At 66.3% G+C, this 17,570-nt stretch carries 17 protein-coding genes and 1 tRNA gene; 14 read left to right on the top strand and 4 right to left on the bottom strand.

Annotated elements, in window-relative coordinates:
• The first annotated feature begins 217 nt into the window (after nt 1-217).
• The 13 genes from G5C50_RS26540 (at nt 218) to G5C50_RS26480 (ending at nt 11,698) form a co-directional block, all read left to right on the top strand.
• Nucleotides 218-574, top strand: coding sequence for a hypothetical protein (locus G5C50_RS26540; protein WP_165073998.1), 357 nt, complete (start codon nt 218-220; stop codon nt 572-574).
• A gap of 111 nt (nt 575-685) precedes the next feature.
• Nucleotides 686-3,217, top strand: a complete 2,532-nt coding sequence (locus tag G5C50_RS26535) for a heavy metal translocating P-type ATPase (RefSeq protein ID WP_165073997.1) — start codon at nt 686-688, stop codon at nt 3,215-3,217.
• A complete protein-coding gene (locus tag G5C50_RS26530; RefSeq protein ID WP_165073996.1) occupies nt 3,168-3,479 on the top strand; it encodes a hypothetical protein in 312 nt (103 codons plus the stop codon). Before G5C50_RS26535 ends, G5C50_RS26530 begins: the two co-directional genes overlap by 50 nt.
• Before the next feature lie 25 nt (nt 3,480-3,504).
• Nucleotides 3,505-4,038 carry a hypothetical protein gene (locus tag G5C50_RS26525; protein ID WP_165073995.1) on the top strand — a complete coding sequence of 178 codons (534 nt, stop codon included), beginning with the start codon at nt 3,505-3,507 and terminating at the stop codon, nt 4,036-4,038.
• Nucleotides 4,039-4,067: 29 nt separating this feature from the next.
• Entirely contained in the window at nt 4,068-4,265 is a 198-nt protein-coding gene (locus tag G5C50_RS26520) for a hypothetical protein (RefSeq protein ID WP_165073994.1), read from the top strand.
• Between the two features lie 10 nt (nt 4,266-4,275).
• Nucleotides 4,276-6,609: a P-type ATPase gene (locus G5C50_RS26515; protein WP_165073993.1), complete on the top strand. Its 2,334-nt coding sequence runs from the start codon at nt 4,276-4,278 to the stop codon at nt 6,607-6,609.
• Nucleotides 6,606-6,923, top strand: coding sequence for a hypothetical protein (locus G5C50_RS26510; protein WP_165073992.1), 318 nt, complete (start codon nt 6,606-6,608; stop codon nt 6,921-6,923). Before G5C50_RS26515 ends, G5C50_RS26510 begins: the two co-directional genes overlap by 4 nt.
• 24 nt (nt 6,924-6,947) lie before the next feature.
• A complete protein-coding gene (locus G5C50_RS26505) occupies nt 6,948-7,280 on the top strand; it encodes a hypothetical protein (RefSeq protein WP_165073991.1) in 333 nt (110 codons plus the stop codon).
• A 39-nt stretch (nt 7,281-7,319) separates the two neighbouring features.
• A complete protein-coding gene (locus tag G5C50_RS26500; RefSeq protein ID WP_165073990.1) occupies nt 7,320-7,487 on the top strand; it encodes a hypothetical protein in 168 nt (55 codons plus the stop codon).
• Between the two features lie 87 nt (nt 7,488-7,574).
• Complete coding sequence (gene cax / locus G5C50_RS26495; RefSeq protein ID WP_165073989.1) at nt 7,575-8,657, top strand: calcium/proton exchanger; 1,083 nt, start codon at nt 7,575-7,577, stop codon at nt 8,655-8,657.
• A gap of 113 nt (nt 8,658-8,770) precedes the next feature.
• Complete coding sequence (locus G5C50_RS26490) at nt 8,771-9,997, top strand: transporter (protein ID WP_165073988.1); 1,227 nt, start codon at nt 8,771-8,773, stop codon at nt 9,995-9,997.
• A 143-nt stretch (nt 9,998-10,140) separates the two neighbouring features.
• Nucleotides 10,141-10,485, top strand: coding sequence for a hypothetical protein (locus tag G5C50_RS26485; protein WP_165073987.1), 345 nt, complete (start codon nt 10,141-10,143; stop codon nt 10,483-10,485).
• Nucleotides 10,486-10,564: 79 nt separating this feature from the next.
• Nucleotides 10,565-11,698: a serine hydrolase domain-containing protein gene (locus tag G5C50_RS26480; RefSeq protein ID WP_165073986.1), complete on the top strand. Its 1,134-nt coding sequence runs from the start codon at nt 10,565-10,567 to the stop codon at nt 11,696-11,698.
• A 92-nt stretch (nt 11,699-11,790) separates the two neighbouring features.
• On the opposite strand, the gene G5C50_RS26475 is transcribed toward G5C50_RS26480, so the two are convergent.
• Nucleotides 11,791-11,861: transfer RNA gene (locus G5C50_RS26475), tRNA-Gln, on the bottom strand.
• Between the two features lie 73 nt (nt 11,862-11,934).
• A complete protein-coding gene (locus G5C50_RS26470) occupies nt 11,935-12,537 on the bottom strand; it encodes a LemA family protein (protein ID WP_206107868.1) in 603 nt (200 codons plus the stop codon).
• 262 nt (nt 12,538-12,799) lie between these two features.
• On the opposite strand from G5C50_RS26470, the gene G5C50_RS26465 reads away from it, so the two are divergent.
• On the top strand, nt 12,800-13,990 hold the full coding sequence (locus G5C50_RS26465) for an alpha/beta fold hydrolase (RefSeq protein WP_165073985.1): 1,191 nt from the start codon (nt 12,800-12,802) through the stop codon (nt 13,988-13,990).
• Here G5C50_RS26465 and G5C50_RS26460 read toward each other — a convergent pair.
• Nucleotides 13,973-14,584, bottom strand: coding sequence for an NUDIX domain-containing protein (locus G5C50_RS26460; RefSeq protein WP_165073984.1), 612 nt, complete (start codon nt 14,582-14,584; stop codon nt 13,973-13,975). The genes G5C50_RS26465 and G5C50_RS26460 overlap by 18 nt on opposite strands.
• Nucleotides 14,585-14,665: 81 nt before the next feature.
• A complete protein-coding gene (locus G5C50_RS26455) occupies nt 14,666-17,134 on the bottom strand; it encodes a DUF1549 domain-containing protein (RefSeq protein ID WP_165073983.1) in 2,469 nt (822 codons plus the stop codon).
• Nucleotides 17,135-17,570 lie beyond the last annotated feature (436 nt).

Here is a 17,570-nt window from a genome sequence, read left to right as displayed (position 1 = left end):
GAACTCCCGGTTCTCAGGTTTTCCGATTTTGACGGTCGGCGGAAGAATGCCGATTGGGTCGGCGAAAACGAAAAATGTGATCAACAAGAACTTTGACAGATAATCGGGGGAGGATAGGCTAAGATTACGATTGTCTAAGGTTATCCCTGCCGATTTTTCGATATCTTTATATCTCTGCGTTCTTTGGCCAGACTAAAAACCCTCCGTGGAGCGTGTCATGTCCGAGGAGGCTGTGAATTCAACCGGCGGCGATCCGTTGCACTCGGTTGCTGATGCCCTTGATGCCGCGGTTCAGGCTGCTAAAGATGGCGTTGGCGATGCAGCGGAGGCCGCGTCGAGGGCGGTCCCTGCGATCGGCGGGATGCTCTCCGGGTTGACCTACAAGGCGTGTTACGGCGTTTCCTACGGCGTCGTCTTCCCCACGATGCTGGTCGTCAATCTCGTTCCCAAGGAGAACGCCGCCGTTCATGGGCTGATCGACGGGGCCCGGGCGGCGATGGATCTCATTGAGGAGATGAAGGCCAAGAACGCGGCGGCGCCCGAAAGCGGCGCGTCGGAATCACCGTCGTCCTGACGCGGGCGACTTCGCCCTTCGATTGCAAACGCCCTTCCGAATCGTCGTCGTCGGCTCCCTCTCCCCCGACGCCGGACTACTCCGATCACCGACGCTCGAGGCCCACAATCGATGAGCAGCCTGGATCTGGCCGTCACGTTCCCAACCGGGGGCGTGGTACGGCTCTCGAGTCGGACCCTTTTCGGCGATCCCGACGGCTCTCTTTGCCGGCGGTTTCTCGATCGGGTGATGCAAGCTCCGGAAGTCACCGAGGTCGCCTTCATTCCCGGCGACTCCCCCGCCGCCGAGGTTCGCTTCTGCCCGAAGTCCTGGACCGTTCAGGCGGTCGTCGCCCGGATCTCGGCCGCCCTTCGGCGGGCTGATCCCGAGGCTCCTGCGCAGTCAGCCCCGCCTCAGCGCCTGGTTTCCCACGCGCGGGACGGCTCGATTCGCCACGTCCGGGTCGATGCTCCGGCGACGACGGCTGCTCCGGCGAGCGGCTCCTGGGAGATCCAGGTTGATCGTCCGGGTCGAATCCGCCTCCGCAACCGAGTGCTCTATCGCAAGAACGACCTCTGCCAGGCGATCGAGCGCGAGCTGATGAGCATCCTGGGGATCGAGAAGTACTCCACGGGCTCGATCCGGTGCTTCGTCCAGGTCGACTACGACCCGGCCCAGCTCACCCGCGATCAGGTGATCGAGATCGTCTCGACCGCGCTCGACAACGCCGAGCATCCCGAGAAGCTGGACAAGCTGGACCTCCACCTGCCGCTCTGCACGGCCTCGGTCCCCTTCGCGGCCGTGGCCCAGTTCGCCTTCCCGCCGCTCCTCCCGGTGGCGGCCGGGTTGTTCGCTTACACCTCGATCCCGACGTTCAAGGAGGCGAAGAGCGTCCTCTTCGAGGAGAAGCGGCTAGGGGTGGACGTCCTGGACGCGATCGTCGTGGTCGGCTGTTTGGGAACGATGTCGATCTTCCCCGGGGCGGTCCTCTGCTGGTGCCTCAGCTTCGGCAGGGTGCTGGTCAAACGGACGCAGGACGACTCGAAGAAGATGCTGCTCAACGCCTTCGGCAAGCAGCCGAGATACGCCTGGATGATCCGCGACGGCGTCGAGGTCCAGGTCTCGGTCGACAAGCTCCAGCAGGGCGATACGATCGTCGTCAACACCGGCGAGGTGGTCCCCGTCGACGGCCACGTCGTCGAGGGGATGGCGATGATCGACCAGCACGCGCTGACGGGCGAGTCGACGCCCGCCGAGAAAGGGGTCGGCGACCGGGTCTTCGCCTCGACGATCATGGTCGCGGGCAAGGTCTTCGTGTCGGTCGAGACCTCGGGGAGCGAGACGGCCTCGGCGAAGATCTCGCAGATCCTCAACGACACGGCCGGCTACAAGCTCTCCTCCCAGCACAAGGGCGAACGGCTGGCCGACAAGGCGGTGATCCCAACGCTCGCCATCGGGTCGGTGGGGATGGCCGCGATGGGCCCCGCCGGCGCGGTGGCCGTCCTCAACAGCGACTTCGGCACGGGCATCCGGATGGCGGCCCCGCTGGCGATGCTCAGCTCGCTGACCTTGTGCGCCAACAAGGGGATCCTCGTCAAGGACGGCCGGGCCCTCGAGTTGATGAACGAGGTCGACACGGTCCTCTTCGACAAGACCGGCACGCTGACCCGCGAACGCCCGGAGGTCGGCCGAGTCATTGCCTCGAAGGGCTTCGACGCCGATCAGATCCTGGGATACGCGGCCGCGGCTGAGAAGAAGTTCCACCATCCGATCGCCCTGGCCATCCTGCACAAGGCCAAGGAGGTCGGCCTCTCCCTGCCGGAGACGGACGAGACCCAGTACAAGGTGGGCTACGGGATCACGGTCCACATCGACGGTCGGACGGTCCGCGTGGGCTCGAAACGGTTCCTGGAGACCGAGGGGATCGAGCTGACCCCCGAAGTCAAGCAGGCCCTCGACGAGGCCCATCGCGAGGGTTATACCATGGTCATGGTCGGCGTCGACGACCATCTCGGCGGGGCGATCGAGTTGCAGGCTTCCGTCCGGCCCGAGGTCAAGTCGATCATCGCCGGTCTGCGAGAGCGCGGGATCAAGCACATCGCGATCATCTCCGGCGACCACGAGGCTCCGACGAAAAAACTGGCCGAGTCGCTGGGGATGGACCGCTACTTCGCTCAGGTGCTCCCCGCCGACAAGGCCGACTACGTCGAGAGGCTGCAGAAGGAAGGGAAGAAGGTCTGCTTCGTGGGCGACGGCATCAACGATTCGATCGCCCTGAAGAAGGCCAACGTGTCGATCTCGCTGCGGGGGGCTTCGTCGATCGCCACCGACACGGCCCACATCGTCTTCCTGGAGGAGGGCCTCGCGAAACTCTGCGACCTCCGCGACGTGGCCCGCGACCTGGACCGGAACGTCAAGCGGAGCTGGTCGATGATCCTGGCGCCGAACATAGCCTGCATCGCGGGCGTGTTCACGATGGGCTTCGGGATCATGGCCTCCGTCGTCACCAACAACGTCGCCGCCCTGGCCGCGCTGGCCAACGGCGTGATGCCCCTGCGGAAAGCGGCCAAGATCGAGGCCGAGCGCCGGTATCGGCTGGAGTTGACCCACAGCCATGCGATGGAAAGAAACGCTGTACACAAGGCGTCTTCAGCGGCCGCTTGACGAGGCGGCTCGCTCCGCGATCAGCGGGGAGTACGAGCGTCGTCGCGGCGAGATCCCGATGCCGACCGAGTTCCAGTGGCATCCCCACCTGCCTCAGTTCACGATCAAGGCCCCTCTCCTGGCCTTCGTCGTGAACTTCGGCCGTGAGGAGATGCAGGTCGTGGCCGAGTTGTCGCTGGCCGCCAAGGCCATGGCGACCCAGCGGCATCGGGCCAAAGCCGTAGGCTTCATCGACTCGATCGTGACGGACCTCGGGCTCTGAAGAGACGGCTCCCGGGAGACCTCGCATGCCTCGAAAAGCTGCCCATTCCAAGACGCATGAGGCCCCGGCGTCTTCGCTCAACCTCCGGACCGCGACGCCCGCCGCGGCGATCGACCCGACGATCAAGAGGTTCGATATGTTCCTCATCGACACCGGCTGGAATCGGCCGGTGTCGGAGATCGTGCGCAAGCATCTGCCGGTCCTCTACGAATTCCAGCGCCAGGACTCCCTCTACATCCTGACCCCCGACCAGTCGGTGGAGGTGCTCCGGCGCGAGCCGACCCTGATCGGTCACGACCCGACGCTGCTGGTTTACGACCTTCTGGCCGGCGGGCAGGGGGGGGCCGGACGTTTCCGAGGCTTCCGGATCCACCTGGGCAAGTTCCGCAGCGGCGAGCACGCGATGGCGCGTCTGCAGGAGTTCCTCCGGTTCGTGAACATGAATCGAACGGCCGAACGGCTCGACAAGGCTGTTCGCGGAGAGCTGCACCGCGAGGGCTTCTCCGGCGCCGTGAAGATCCTGCGCGAGGCGTCGGCCGCCTCGATCGAGCTCGTCTGATCCGACCTGAAGTGAAAGGGAGCTGCACCGTGGACGAAGAGATCCCACTGCTTCCCGCCGTCGTCGGCCTCCTGATCGCGGGGTGGCTCGGCTTCGAGCTGTCTCGCGAACGCAGCCGCCTGCGCGAGGTTTTCAACGTGTTCGACAAGGAAGAGAGCAAGATCGCGCAGGTCCTGGAAGGAATGGTCGCCAGCGGCGAGCTCAAGCCTTACTCGCCCCCTTCCTGAGCGAGGCCCGATGCCCCACGCACATCAGGCGAGCCGAGCCGGCGACGCCCCCCAGATCCTCCTGGCGGGGGACGAGGTGGAGATTCGCGCGCCGAGGACCCTGGGACCGAGGGCCGACGCCTCGGTTCGACGGCTCCTGGAGCGAGTCCTCACCCTCGCGGAAGTCGCCTCGATCCGCATCGACCGCGCTGCGGGGGTCGCATACGTTCGACCTCAACGCTCGGCGGATCGTCGAGACGTGCTGACCAGACTCTCCGGGGCGTTGCGCTCCGAGCCCTCGAACCGTCCGAGGCTGCCGAGGGCCTGGGCGTCCTCGTGTACGATCCATCGCAACGACGGCCGGGCATCCACTTGCGAGGTACTGATCGACCAGCCGGGGTTGCTCCGCCTGAGGCACCCGAGGCTCAAGGAGGACCGACTGGCGGCGCGCGAATGCCAGCGCCGGGTCGCCGCCGAGCCGGGCGTGAAGCACGTTTGCGTCGAGGGAAGGACGGGGACGCTCAACGTCCGAGGCGGCGCGAAGGTGGAGCGAATGATCGAGGTCGTCGAGGAGTCGCTGGACGCCGCCGGCTGGTGGGACCGCGAATCGCCGCCGCCGCCTCGCGCTTCGTTCGCGCTGTCGAATGCGAATCTGGCCGTCGGCGCTGCGGCGGACCTCGCCGCGCCCGGACTTGGCGTCGTCTGCGCGACGATCCTGGTCGGGGGGAACCTGAAGACGTTCCGCCAGGCGGTCGTGCAGGTCCAGGAACGCAGGGCCGGCCTCCCCGTGCTCTACACGGTCATCGTCGGGGGGACGCTCGCGACCGGTAATTTCCTGGCCTCGGCGCTCATGGCCTGGTCGTTCAAATACTGGCAGGATCGGCTGCGGGTCGATCTCTCGGCTGGGCGTCGGCGGCTGCTGGCGGAATGTCTGCCGATGCCTTCCGTCGTCCAGGTGGACCGCGGGTCGGGAACGGCGTTCGAGTCTCCGGACCGCCTCCTCCCAGGAGACCTTGTCCGACTCGGCCCCGGCGACGCAGTGCCCGCCGACGGTCGAGTGGCGAGCGGTCGCGGGCTCGTCGATCAGTGCGCCGTCCGAGGCCTGCGAGGAGCCTCGCGGGTCGACGCCGGCGACGAACTGCTGGCGGGGGGACGCGTCTTGCATGGGACGCTGGCCCTGGAGGTCTCCCGGCCGTCGGCCGATGCTCGGGCGGCGGCCGTGGGCCGAGCGCTGGTCGGGGCGACGAACTTCGCGCCGGACAGGGCCACCCCGCGCGACGCCGAGGCGTTCGCAGAGCGCGCCGTGGGGCCGACCATCGTGGCGGCCGGGGTGGGCCTGATGTCGGGCGGACTCGACGTCGCGACGGCCGTCCTCCGACCCGACTACGCGACCGGACCGGGCATGGTGGGCCCGCTGGAGTCGTTGCGCAACGCGGCGGCCTGCGCGAGGATCGGCGTGGTCGTCCGGTCGCCCGATGCTTTCGGCCGGCTGGCTGGAATCGACCGCCTGGTTCTCGACGACTTCCCGGAACTGCACCGTCCAGGCGTCCGCGTGGCCTCGGTCCAGTCGGAGCTTCCCCAGGAACTCGTCCTTCGATATGCCGCCGCCGCGTTCCGGCACATGGCCGACGACCGCTCGACGGCCCTGGAGGACGCCTGTCGGAGCAGGGGGGGCTTCCTGCTCGACCTGGCTCCGCTCGGCTTCGACGACGGCGTGACGGTTGCGCATGGCAAGCACCGGGTCGTCGTCCGCGACCAGGGCGAACCCGGCGTTGGTCGCCTGACCGTCGAAATCGACGGTCGCGACGCGGGCTCGATTGCCTTCGAGCGATCGGACGCGCCTGCGGCGGCCGGTGCGGTCGCCCGGCTGCGTCGGCGATTGAGAATTCCCGTCGCCTTCATTTCGTCCCGACCCACCGCCGAGGCAGAGCGAATGGGCCGGGCGCTCGGCGTCGACGCGACGCTGGGAGGGCTGACTTCCGCCGACAAGGCCAGGCTCATGCAGGACCTCCGGACGCGAGGTCGACCGATGTTCGTCGGCGATTGCACGGCCGAGGAAACCGCCGCGCGATCCGCCTTCGCCGCCGTTTGCATCAGCGGCGAGGTCGCATCGGACCACAGCCCCGCGTCGGCCGTTCTGATGCGGCCCGAACTCGGGCTCCTGGCCGAAGCGCTTTCGACCGCTCGGTCCCAGGAGGAAGCGGGTCGATCGGCCCGGCGTTTCGTTCTGGTTCCCGGCGTGATGTGCGTCGCCGGGGCGATGTTCTTCGGGGTGACCTCGCTGGCCGTGGTCGTGGTGAACAACCTGGGGACGCTGCAACTGTACCGCCGCGCGGCGGGATCGACCGGGGAGGTGATCGCGTGAGGACGAATCCGACCGAGAAGGCTTCCAACGCTCCAACTCCCGCAACGGGGACGACGCCCTCGCGGATCGCCGAACTGCCGAAGGAGGCGGGCGTCATGCTCGTCTCGGTCGGGGCGATCGGTTTCATCCTGCCGGCGATGGCGGGGCTCCCCGCGCTCGTCGCGGGTGGGATGGTCCTCTGGCCCAGGACGTTCGGCAGGGTCGAAACCTGGGCGGCCCGCCGTTTCCCTACCGCGTACCGCGAGGGGATGCGCCAGATCGGCCGTTACCTCGACGACCTGGAGCGGCGATTCCCCGACTCGACCCGCGCCTGACGCGGCCAACGGAAAGGCGAGCGAATGAGCACGGCCCCGCCCGCGACCGGCGTGAGTTCTGGTGACGAGGATTCCGCCGAAAACCAGGCATTCGAGGCCCAGCAGTTGCAAAGGATCGAGGGGCTTCCGAAGGAGGTCGGCGTTCTCCTGATCGTGGCTGGGATCGGCGGGATCCTGCTCCCCGGCCCGGTCGGCTCGCCTTTCCTGATCCTTGGCGGTCTGGTCCTCTGGCCCTCGGCCTTTCGCCGCGTCGAGGACGGCTTCGTGAAGCGCTTTCCCCGGTTGCATCGTCAGAGCGTGCGGCAAGTCGCCCGATTCCTGGACGACCTCGACCGCCGTTATCCCCTTGAGAAGTGACTGCGTCGAACCGAACCTTTCGTCGAAAGGAGCCCGCGCATGGAATTGATTCTCGCCTCCCCGCTCGCCGGGGTCGTGGTCGGCCTGAGCTTCGCCCTGGCCTTGATGGCTCTGGTCGCGGCGTTAGCCCTCTTCGCCGGCCTCTATTACTCGGGGCCAAGGTTCGTGGTCAAATGGCTGTCGAGAAGGGCCCTTCGAGTTCTCTGATCGGGCCGGCCTCTGGGCGGCCGGACCTCTCCCGGCCCGCCGTGCATCCCCCTCCAGGAACTGCTTCCGGAGACGAAGGATCGTCGCATGCGGCTCGACTTTCTCCTGGCGTTCGTCCCGGCGGCCCTGGCGCTGTATGCGGTCGGGGCTCATCCCATCCTGGTCTTCGGCTGCTCGGCCCTGGCGCTCATCCCGCTCTCTCGATTGAGCCAGGATTCGACCGACTCCCTCGCCTCCGACCTGGGTTCAACCTGGGGCGGCCTGCTGAGCGCCTCGCTCGGCAACGCCCCGGAGATCATCATCGGCGCCTCGGCCCTGCGGCGCGGGCTCGTCGACGTGGTGAAATCATCGTTGGTGGGGTCGATCCTGGGCAACCTGCTGCTGGCCCTGGGGCTCTCGATGTTCCTCGGCGGGCTCCGGAACGGGACGCAGCGGTTCAACCGCCGTGTGGCGGGGACTGGCTCGGCGCTCCTGACGCTGACGGCGGCCGGCCTCATCATCCCGGCCGTGTTCAACCATACTTCGACCTCCTTCAGCCGGGCGATCAGCGTCGAGGTCGCGGGCGTCCTGTTCTTGATCTACCTGGCGAGCCTGGTCTTCACGGTCGTCTCCAGCCGTCCCGCCGCCGGTAAGCAGGCGGTCGAAGCCCAGGTCGTCGAGCTGACCGACCAACCCAAGCAGGAGAGCCGCTGGAGCCGCGGCAAGGCGCTGGCGATTCTCGCTGGGTCGACGATCGTTCTCGCCGTCGTCAGCGAGATCCTCACGGACGCGATCGAGCCCGCTTCGGCGGCACTGGGACTGACGCCCGTTTTCTCCGGAGTCTTCCTTCTCGCGTTGGCGGGCAACGTTTCGGAAACCTCCTGCGCCGTGGGGTTCGCCCGGATGGGGAAGATGGATCTTTCCCTGGGGGTGACGGTCGGGTCGAGCATCCAGGTGGCCCTGCTGGTCGCGCCGGTGCTGGTGTTCTACGGGGCCTTCCTCGGCAAGCCGATGGATCTCGTCTTCGGGCGGTTCGAGGTCGTCGCCGTCTTCCTCGCCGTTCTCGTCACCCGGCCCTTGATCGACGACGGCGAGTCCAGTTGGCTCGACGGGCTCATGCTGATCGGCGTCTATGCCATGCTCGGCATCGGCTTCTTCTACCTGACGGAGACCCCGTCGCCGGGCTTCTGACGGGCTGATTTTGACGACTGTGTCAAGTTTGCCGTTTGTGGAGTCGATAACGATCTCGTGGGGCTGCGCGGACGGTCCCCCTCCGGGTTGGGAGGCGTCAGCGGGGAGACGACTTGAGCGAGCCGACGAGCGTATCCGAGGTCCGTGGCGGGCGGGGCCTCGCCGGCGTTCTTCGTCCGGCCGCCTGGGTATGGCTCGTCTGCACCCTGCTTTCCGGTCTGGACGGTTGCGCGGCTCTCGATTCCAGCGTGAGGACCGTCCGGGGTCAGGATCCGGAGCCCTCGTCGGGGGTACCGGCCGCGGACTCGTCCACCGTCACCGCGGACGACGACATCAGCCCGGCGCTTCGCAATCGCCTGATCGACACGGCGGCGCCTGGGGAGGAGCCGAAGTACGAATACCCCGACGCTCACATCGATCCGATCGACTACTACCGCGAGCGTTACGGCGTTTCACGACCCGACGCCGATCGGTTCGTCCTTCCCAGCCTGGTCAATCTGATCTTCGAGGACCGCTGGCTGCTCGACGACGAGGACCCTCACAGGGCCCTCGACAACGAGATCCGCCATCGGCTCAAGATCAACATTCGCGACCCAGACCCGGACACCGCGAACTTCCCCAATTCGCCGTACACGATCCCCAAGGGGCGAGTCTACATCGAGAACTCCCCTTTGGGCCTCTACAGCAAGAGCCGCAGCGGATTGCAGCCGGGCATTTACCAGTGGGAAGCGCTCCTTCGATACGGCCTGACCGATAATCTGGAGCTGCGGATCTTCTCCAACGGACTGTCCTATCAGTCGGCCCTGGGCGCCCACCCGGCCGCCTTCGGATACTCGCCCCTGGCCTTTGACTTCAAGGCGAACTTCTGGGAGGAGAACACCCGATATCACCTCCCCGCGATGGGGCTTGAGGTCTATCTCCAGACCGAACTCGGCTCGACTCCGTTCAACAACGGCACCCAGCCCTCGATCAACGTCCTCTTCGAGAAAAGCCTGCCGTACGAGATCGGCCTCGAGTACAACGTCGGCGTGACCGGCGTTGAGAACAACGCCAACCAGATCGCCTACCAACTCAGCTTTCAGTGGGCCTTCGAGCGCGAGGTCGTCGAGGACTTCAAGGTCTTCTTCCATGGCTTCTACAACGCCTCGGCGCTGCCCCGGCTGCTCCAGTTCCAGGGCGTTGGGACGGTCGGCAATTCCGTGCCGCAGGTGACCGTCCTGGGAGGCGGGGGCCTGTGGACCGTGAACGATCGGCTGGCCGTTTTCGGGAGCTACAATTTCGGTATCACAGTCGCCGCTCCCCAGACGATCGCGCTGATGGGCTTCGCCGTGGCGCTCTGATTCGGTGCGCGTCGACGTCGTTTCAGCATTCCGGAGGCGAGATTTCCTAACATCGTCCCCGTTGGCTGGGTAAAATGCGTAGAATCGAAGTTGGCGACCAGTTCGAGCGTTCCGTTTCGCGAGAGCGGTTCCTGGAGGCACCCATGTCCGAGCACCACGAAACCGAGCAAGCCGAGTCTCACGAAGAAGGGCCGACCGTCCTGGCCGTGGCCTCCGACGGCATCCGCCGCGGCTCGGCCGACGCCGTTGAAGCGGCGTCGAAGGCCTGGGAATCGGCCGGCCGGTTCGCCAGTCGGTTCGTCTATACCACGTGCTACACGATCTCGTACGGCGTGGTCTTCCCGGTGATGCTCGCCGCAGGCGCCGTCCCGCGCGAAAACGCCGCCGTCCGCGGCCTGATCGACGGAGCGAACGACGCACGGACCGCCGCCGAGGAGGCCGTCGGCTCGATGGGTAAGTCCCAGGACGTCGCCGCTCTCCCGGCCTGAACCGAAGGCTTCGGTTCATGGCTCGCCCTTGAGCGTCGTCGAGACCCAGGGCGAGCCTCCTCCAACGAGGAGCGCACTCGTGAGAGGGACCCGCCTTGCGATCCGGGCGATGCTGATTCTCCTTGTCGTTTCGGCAGCCTTCGAGGGAGTCTCGACCCCGCTCCGAGGGGAGCCCGGGAATGAGATCGACCCTCGGTCGGCCGAGCCGCGGCAGGAGGCGACCGCCCCCTACGTGTTCCCGAAAGCCGCGTGGGAACATCGAGAACCGGAAGCGCTCGGTCTCAGCCGGGAGCGGCTTGACGCCCTCGCCAGGAGCCTTGGAGGCCGGGGCTGCGTCGTGAAGAACGGTTACGTCGTAAAGACCTGGGGCGACCAGTCGCTCAAGGGCGACGTCTATTCCTCCGCCAAGCCGATGCTCGGCACGCTGCTGCTGTTCGCCCTGAAGGAGGGGAAGATTCGCGGTCTCGACCAGCCGCTTAGCGATTTCGGCTGGGACTTGAAGCCGAAGGACCGCGACATGACGCTGCGGCATCTGACGAACATGACCAGCGGCTACGCGCGCCCGGAGCGTCCCGGCGAAGCCTGGTCGTACAACGACTTCGCGATCCAGCTCTATCAGAAGACCCTCTTCGACCGCATCTTCCGCGACGAGCCGCGGAAGGTCGCCGCCGATCGCTCACGGCTTGGAGCGATCGGGCTGGAGGACGGCCTGGAGTTTCGCGCGACCAACCGACGCATCAAGGCTTCCGTCCGCGATTTCGCCCGCATCGCCTGGTTCTGGCTGAATCGCGGGGCCTGGGACGGCGAGCAACTGCTACCACGAGACGCTGTCGACGACGTGATGCGTCCTCAGGTCCCGCGGAACCTGCCGCTGACGCGCAAGGCCGAGACCGACGACTACCTGTCGATCGGCACCTACGGCGGCGGCTCCGACCATTTTTCCCAGGCGGGGCCGGGGATCTACGGATTCAACTGGTGGTTCAACGCGCACGGCCGAGCCACCGAGGATCGGCTCATCTGGCCCGATGCGCCCGCCGATCTGTTCCTGTCCCTCGGGCACCGAGGCAACAGTTCAGCCGTCCTCCCCAGCCTCGGCGCGGTCGTCGTGGCCGAGGAGGCGGATTGGGGATCGCCCGACGAGACGGGGCGGAACTCCAAACTGAACCAACGTCTTGCCGAGATCGCGGCCGCTGTCGGGAACCGCGTCCCTTGATCTCGACCACTTTCAACCGACTCGTCGATGCTGAGAAAGCGGGACGAGGAGAGCCGGTTTTTGAAATCGCCGCAGCGTTGCGGCCTGTGGAGCTGGGGAACTAGGATTCGAACCTAGACTAACTGATCCAGAGTCAGCCGTGCTACCGTTACACCATTCCCCAAAACGGCGGGTTGGGCCGGTTTTCGGCCCGATAGGAGCATCATAGAGATCGTCGGCCGATCGTGCAAGGCCGATCAGAACGAGACGCCGGGGGTCTCGCGTTCCTTTTCCGAGGAGAGCTCGAAAAGCTGGGCCGGGGCGAAGCCCATCGCGTTGGCGACGAAATTCGTGGGGAAGCTCTCGCGGGCGGTGTTGTACTGCTGAACGCTGTTGTTGAAGACCTGCCGAGATGAAGCGATGAGATCCTCGGTATTGGTCAACTCCTGCTGCAGGTTCAGCATCGTCTGATTCGCCTTGAGGTCGGGGTAGGCCTCGGCGACGGCGAACAGCCGGCCCAGGGCTCCGTTGAGCTGGGTCTCGGCGGCGGCGAGGCCGGCCATGGAGGACGGGTCGCCAGGATTCGCGGCGGCCGTTCGACTGGCCGCGAGCGCGGAGTTGCGGGCCTGTACGACGGATTCGAGCGTCTGACGCTCGTGATTCATGTAAGCCTTGGCCGTCTCGATCAGGTTCGGGATCAGGTCGTACCGTCGCTTGAGCTGGACGTCGATCTGGCTGAAGGCCGTCTTGTAGCGGTTTCGCAAGGCGACCAGGCTGTTGAACGCCATCGCCAGCCAGCCGAAGAGGCCCAGGATCACGAGGGCGATGACCAGCAGGATTCCCCAGATTCCCGACGGCATGGCGGCTGTCTCCCGTTCGCGCCGAGGTCGGCTCGGCGAGTTGTGGCGTAATCGGCCGATCGAGCGGCCCGAAGATACCGATCTTGCGGGCGCGCCGGACGCTGTTCAAGACGGAAGTTCGTCGGGGCGGACCGATTATGAGTGATCCCGGGGGACTTTCCCGTGCGATGCTCACGTTCCCCTCAGAGGCGGAGTCGATTAGAATCCCGCCTACGGTCGGGAAGACCGCGACTTGGTTGCCGTCGGAAGGATTCCGTTACGCATGCATCGACTGTCCCGCAGGGAGTGGGCGGCCGCGGCGCTGGCCGCCGGCGTGGCCGGGTTATCCGGTTGCGCGGCGATGCGCCGGAACGCCGTCTCGCCTGATCTCCGTCCCTGCACCGACGAGTTCGCTTATACGAAGGACGGTTGGCGGCTGGGCGTCCGGCGTTATCGTCCCGAGCGGCCCGACCCGGGGAAGCTCCCCGTGATTCTCTGTCACGGGTTGGGGCTTAACGCCACCTTCTGGACGATCACCGACGACAACCTTCCGTCCCAGCTAGCGGCTGACGGCTACGAGGTTTTCCTCTTCGACCTGCGAGCTTCCGGTGAGAACTCGCGGCTGGGGTCCTGCGACCGGTTCAATCGGTTCCTGCGTGAGACTCCGTTCCGAGAGCGCGGAGAGTCGAACTGGACGCTCGACGACGTCGTCCGCTACGACATGCCGGCGATCCTGGAGCACGTCGAACAGCAGACGGGGATGAAGCAGGTCAACTGGGTCGGCCACAGCCTGGGAGGGATGGTCATGTTCCCCTTCCAGCAGCTCAGCACCGAGCCCTGGCGCATCGCCAACTTCGTCGGGATGGGGAGCACCATCATCCAGGCGACGACTCCGCAGAACCAGATGCTCTCCGCCAACGGCGGCATCCGGACGCTGCTGTCCATCGCCAGCGCTGGAAGGCTCGGCCGTCCGCTGACGTACTTTCGCCTGCCCGGAATGGACAGGATCGACCGCTTCTATTACACGGCCGAGAACGTGGACGACCGGACGGTCTCCCGGTTCTACGGCTACACGTTGGAGGATCCCGGACCGGGGGCGCTCCGGCAGTTCGCCCCCTACCTGCGGTACGGGCATCTGCTCTCGGCCGACGATCGGATCGACTACGCCGATCACCTGACCGAGGTCGTCGTCCCGACTCTGATGATCGCGGGGGAGACCGACCTGATCTCCGACGTGCCATCGACCCAAAGGACCTTCGATCGGCTCGGGAGCCCAGATAAGACGCTGCTCGTCTTCGGCGAGAAAGCCGGAAGCCGCGGCCGGTACGGGCACTGCGACCTCGTCTGGAGCAAGCACGCCCCGGTCGAGATCTTCCCGGCCGTCCTCAAGTGGCTCGACGAGCGCCAGCCGGGTCCGTCCCCCAGCCCGCAGGCCGTGGCGAGTCCACAAACCGGATCAGGCTTCGGCCAGTAACTCGTCGATGCAGAACCGCGACCAGGTCTCAAAGCGGTCGCGATCTTCTAGCAACTCGGCGATCGGCACGAAGCCGCTGGCGGCCAGACCCTCCTCGCGAGGGGAGACCAGGGGCTCCTCCAGGTCGTAAATGTGGACGACGCCCAGGTGGACCTCGCCGACGGGCGTGGCGTCGTCGTTGATGAGGCCGGCGAGCTTGAGGACGCCCGGGCTCTGGATGTCGACCTCCTCCTCAAGCTCCCGGCGCATGGCCGTATCGTAGGCCTCGAAGCCGCAGTTGCCGCCGGCGTCGGCCTCGTCGACGTGCCCACCGACGCCCAGCGAGCGGAGCGAGTGCAGCCGCTTCTCTCCCTGCGACCCCCCCCGCGTGTAGCAGAAAACCTTTCCCGCCGACCGGAGCACGACGTAGGGAATGATCTGCTTCAGGCTAGGGTCGGTCTCGACCTCCGACCGAGGACGGAACGACGTGTTCTCCGGCTTGAGCAGGACGGAGAGGTAACGGTCGGCGTCCGCGTGGAACCCCTGGAACCGGCCCAGACGGTCAAGCTCGGCGGCAGGGACGACGAGAACACGCTCGTTGTGGGTCGAGCTCACGGCGAAGAACCTCGATCGAACAGATTCGGGACGGACTCCAATGAGGGAGTCTATCACGTCCTGTTCGATGAGGTCCGACGATCAATGCCGGAACAGGAACTCCTTGGAGTTGATCAACACCCACGCCAGGTCTTCGACGGCGGCGCGGAGGTCTTTCGAATCCTTGAGGTGCTTGACGGCCGCTTCGGTTTCGGCGGCGTTGGGGGAGCGGCTGAAGGCGATGCGGTAGAGGTCCTCGGCGATCGCCTCAGGGGGCTTGCCGCTCTTGGCGAGGCCGGCGATCCGGCCGCCGTCGGAGCGGAGCTTGTTGTTCACAGTCGAGCCGCCGATGAGCTGGAGGGCCTGCGAGAGATTCGAGTCGGTCTCGCGCTCGCATTCGCAGGCCAACTCGCGGGCAGGACGGCCGAAGGTCTTGAGGAACGGGTCGTCCATCTTGCCGTCGGGGATCTGGCAAGCGCGGGCCGCCGGGGGGAGCCCCGGGAAGGCGTTGGGCGTGCCGGTGACGTCGCAGATGGCGTCGAGCAGCACCTCAGCCGGGAGCAGCTTCGTGGCGGCGTGCGAGAAGTAGATCGAGTCGTCCTTGTTCAGCGGGTTGGCCGTCGCCGAAAGCTGGTAAGTGCGGCTTTGGACGATCGTTCGGATCAGCGGCTTGAGCTGGAATCCGCCGGCGACGAACTCCTTGACCAGGCCGTCGAGCAACTCGTCGTTTGAGGGCGGATTGGAGTCGCGGAAGTCGTCGACGGGTTCGACGATCCCCCGGCCCATCAGGTGATACCAGATCCGGTTGACCAGGATCTTGCCGAAGAACGGGTTCTCCTTGGAGGTCAGCCACGTCGCCAGGCGGGCGCGACGGTCGGTCGCGGCGTCTTCCAGAACGGGGCCGCCCAGGGCCTTGGGGGGCATGACCTTGCCCGTCCGGGGCTGCTTCACGTCGCCGGCTCCGGTGCCGTAGACGACCTCCTCGCCGGGGATGGCCCCCGGTTTCCGGCCGATCTGCGAGAAGAAGGCGGCGAAGCCGTAGTAATCGTCCTGCGTCCAGCGCTCGAAGGGGTGGTTGTGGCACTTGGCGCACTGGATCCGGACGCCCAGGAAGAGCTGAGCCGTGGTCTCGACGGCCGCCTCGGGCTCCCGGCTGATCCGGTAGTAGTTGGTGGCCGGGTTGGAGAAGGTCGAGCCGTCCGAAGAGAGCAGGGCCTGGACGAACCGGTCCATCGGCATCCCCGACTCCAGCGCCGAGCGGATCCAGCGGTGGAAGACGTAGGCTCCCTTGGGATCGATCAGTCGGCCGTTGGATCGGAGGACGTCGGCCAGCTTCAACGCCCAGAAGTCGTAGAACTCCGGCCGTTCGAGGAGGGCGTCGATCACCTTGCCGCGACGGTCGGCCGGGCTGTCCTTCAGGTACGCCTCAACCTCCTCGGGGCGGGGGAGGACGCCGATGACGTCCAGGTAGACTCGGCGGATGAACTCAGCGTCGGAGCAGTTCTCGGACGGGGCGATCCGCATCCGGTTGAGCTTGGCGACGACCGTATGGTCGACCACGTTGTCTTCGGGGACGTCGACGGCCGCGAAGCCGGGGACCTCGACGAGATGCGTCAGCCGGACGCTGGCGACCAGGCTGAGATAGTGGGCGATGATCGCCGCCTCGCCCCGGTTCTTGAAGTTCACGTAGCCCGTGGAATCGACCTCGGCGACGTCCGGGTTTGACGAGTCGTAATAGCAGATCGAGGTGACGTCCTTCCGCGAGCCGTCGGCCAGGGTCAGCATCACGACGAGCTGCTGGTTCTTCGCCGGGGCGTTGAGGACGCGGGCGCCGGGGAGCATCTCCAGTTTGACCGGCTCGGAGGAGCTCGGGTCGTCGTGGGCGCCCTCGGCGATCCAGTCGTGGAGATATTCGAAGGCCTTGGAATCGCGCTTCAGGCGGATGCCGCCCTCGTGGGGGGCTTCGCCGAGCGGCTTGCGGAGGATGACGCTGGCGTCGGCGTCCATCATGTTGATGCGCCGGCCGCCCGATTCGCGGCTCAACGTGATGAAGTCCTGGTCAGGCAGGTAGCCGCGAAGGCTCAGCTTGAGCCCACCCTTGCCGGTCGGGGTGCCGTGACAGGCCCCCATATTGCAGCTCGCCTGACTGAGCGCGGGGACCACGTCGCGACGGAAGCTGACGGGGGAAGGTTTGTCCATCCCCTCGACCCGGACGGTCGTTGAAACCTCGACGCTCCCCTTGCGGGCGGTGATCACGGACTTGCCGTTCGCCTTCGGGGTCGCCAGGCCGGTCTTGGAAACCGTCGCGACGTTCTGGTCTTCGCTCGACCACTCGAGGGCGCGGGTCAGGTCGCGGACGGAGCCGTCGGCGTAGGTCGCCGTGACGATCAGGCGGGCGTTGGCTCGCTGGCCGACCATCAGGGCGTCCGGGGGTTCGATCTTCACCGAGGTCGGCGATCCGATCAGAGCGTCGACGGGATCATCGGCCCAGACGGTCGTCGCGGCCGAGGCCGCCAGGAACGTCGTCAGCAGGATTCGCCCGCAAAGGTCTCGGCGTCGGGGTCCGGTCATGGCGGCGTCCCTCGGGCAGGGGCGGGAATTCGGGAACCATCGGCGAGCCCGCCGGCGTCAAAGGCGGGTGTGGTCGTGGGTTCGCCGCAACCACCTCTTCGGAAGCTACGGCAATTGTTTAACAACTTACCGCGAGTCGACCTCTTTTGCAAGCGCCTGCGTGGAGGATCGAAGGACCTGCCGGTTGGGAGGACTCTGAGGGTGGTCTTGCCGGCTGAGTCCGAAATCTTACAATAAAAAATCAAGAAGTCGGCGAAGGGCCTCTCCGCCCCATTTCCAGCCGACCTCGACGACCTCGATCCGGGGTCGGAAGCAACGAATTTCCCGTAAAGCGTGTGATAGACTGAAGTCGAACGTCCTTTGCCGTGCGCGGGAGTTTCTCCCCGCGGCGAGGGGTCGGCGTCTGGGATGGACGTCGGCGAAGGGTGCTCAGGGA

Origin of the sequence: Paludisphaera rhizosphaerae (assembly GCF_011065895.1) — a bacterium.
In the GTDB taxonomy this organism is placed as follows: domain Bacteria; phylum Planctomycetota; class Planctomycetia; order Isosphaerales; family Isosphaeraceae; genus Paludisphaera; species Paludisphaera rhizosphaerae.
This window is presented reverse-complemented; position numbering and strand designations above follow the sequence as displayed.